Here is a 1,623-nt window from a genome sequence, read left to right on the forward strand (position 1 = left end):
GTATTACACCGAATATTCCTAGGCTGAGGTCAGGTGGCATTTATTTTGGCTCCGTATATTATGCTTCATCCACGTAGAGAGTATAGCTGTAGTACTCGGTGTCGTACCAAAGATGTCCGTTCTCGGACGTGTCGTCAAGACCCAGTCTGTCGAGTAGACTCTCGAAAGCCTCCGTGAGTGGCGTCTCCTCCGTGTATGTACCATCAGTTATAGCCTTCTCAAGTAGGTCACTCTCCTCATCTTGTAGATCGCCAGGATAGATCTCGGCGTCGACACGTGACTCGAAGACTACGTCACGGAACTCGTCACGTGAGTCAGCCACCTTCACCGTGAGAGTACTGTACTCAGTCTCCGTTATGTTCTCGTCTGTGACGTCGATCCTGTAAGCCCACGGTCCTGTCTCTTCCATCCTCACGACCTCGCCGTCGAGTTCACGCGTCCCCAGACGGCTATCGGTCTCGGCAGGTCGACGCAGAACGTAGACGTCTCCGTGGAGTAGATCCGAGGCACCTCCCTCGCCATTAGTGACATGGTTAGTATGCAGAATCTTGAGGACACGTGCCACGGGTCGTTCGAGGTCATCTAATTCGACTGCGTCACGCGGGATGTTTTCCTCCGAGACTCGGACGGCTTCGACTACTGTGCGCTCGGTCTTTCTGCGCCCCGTGATGGTATTTTTGACTTGGTAATATCCTTCCTCCGTCTCGACGTAAGCGTCGTCAGGAAGAGGCGTGTAGCCGTAAGTAGTATGGCGTCCCTCGGGTAGTATATTGCCAAGTGCTTCCCTCGCGGGGTCTCCGAAGAGGTTACCGTCTTCGGGCTGGTAGAGGGAGTGTTCGACAGGAGAGGTGGAGATACTTTCTACGTCAAAGGAGTACTCCGTCGTTTCTGACTCTGACTGTGAGTGGAGTCCCGAGAGACATCCCGTGAGTGAAGTCAGAGCCGCTAATCCCGTGGCACGAACTGCTTGTCGACGTGTGATAGACAGTCCGTCTCTCGGATTCATATTATTACTCTACCGACGGAGTCCCCGGATAAAGTATTTCTGTAGAAAGAGACCATCTCATCCGGAGTTTTCCGGGAACTCGACACGGAGATACGAGGTTCCTTTCACGTAGTTGTAGGCTTCGACGGCTACGCCGAACGCTGAGAGTACTGTCAGGACAAGCAGAGCCCGGCTCTGCGGCGTCAAGAGATACTGTCCGCCGATGAGGTAGAGAACAAACATACCACGGAGAAGATTATACACCGGATGGTCTCGAAACGAGTCGAATGTACTCGCACCGAGGTAGAGTATGGGTACCGCGAAGTAGACATATATAAGAGGAGATGCTTCTGTAAGCCAGACAGCAGCCAGAAGGAAGGCGAGCAAGAGTACTGTGAGACCACCCCGGTAGGGGCTGATACGGTCACGAAGACTGTCAGAACCCATAGTGTTGGTTACTCAACGGTGTGGTAAAGCAGTTTCTGGTCAGATCTGTGTCATAAGTCATGAAGTCTTCGGTGTCTGTGAGTTCCGATTCGACTTGTATAGTCAACACCGTATATACAGAAGAAGTAACTGCGCCGAGACCGTGATACTCTTCTTTCACGAAGACCCACAGGGAGTAATGTCTAGCTCCT

3 protein-coding genes are annotated in these 1,623 nt (G+C 52.4%); all 3 read right to left on the reverse strand.

All coding sequences use genetic code 11. The features are described from left to right. Positions 1-58 precede the first annotated feature (58 nt). The gene (locus SV253_09515; protein ID MDY6776287.1) at positions 59-1,006 is read right to left on the reverse strand and encodes a hypothetical protein; all 948 of its coding nucleotides are present in this window, start codon (positions 1,004-1,006) and stop codon (positions 59-61) included. A 57-nt stretch (positions 1,007-1,063) separates the two neighbouring features. Beyond that, entirely contained in the window at positions 1,064-1,432 is a 369-nt protein-coding gene (locus SV253_09520) for a phosphatidate cytidylyltransferase (GenBank protein MDY6776288.1), read from the reverse strand. Beyond that, positions 1,422-1,623, reverse strand: a 202-nt coding sequence (locus SV253_09525; protein ID MDY6776289.1) for a hypothetical protein, incomplete at its 5' end; no start/stop codon positions are given. The genes SV253_09525 and SV253_09520, both read right to left, overlap by 11 nt.

The sequence above is a fragment of the Candidatus Afararchaeum irisae genome, assembly GCA_034190545.1.
GTDB lineage: Archaea > Halobacteriota > Halobacteria > Halobacteriales > Afararchaeaceae > Afararchaeum > Afararchaeum irisae.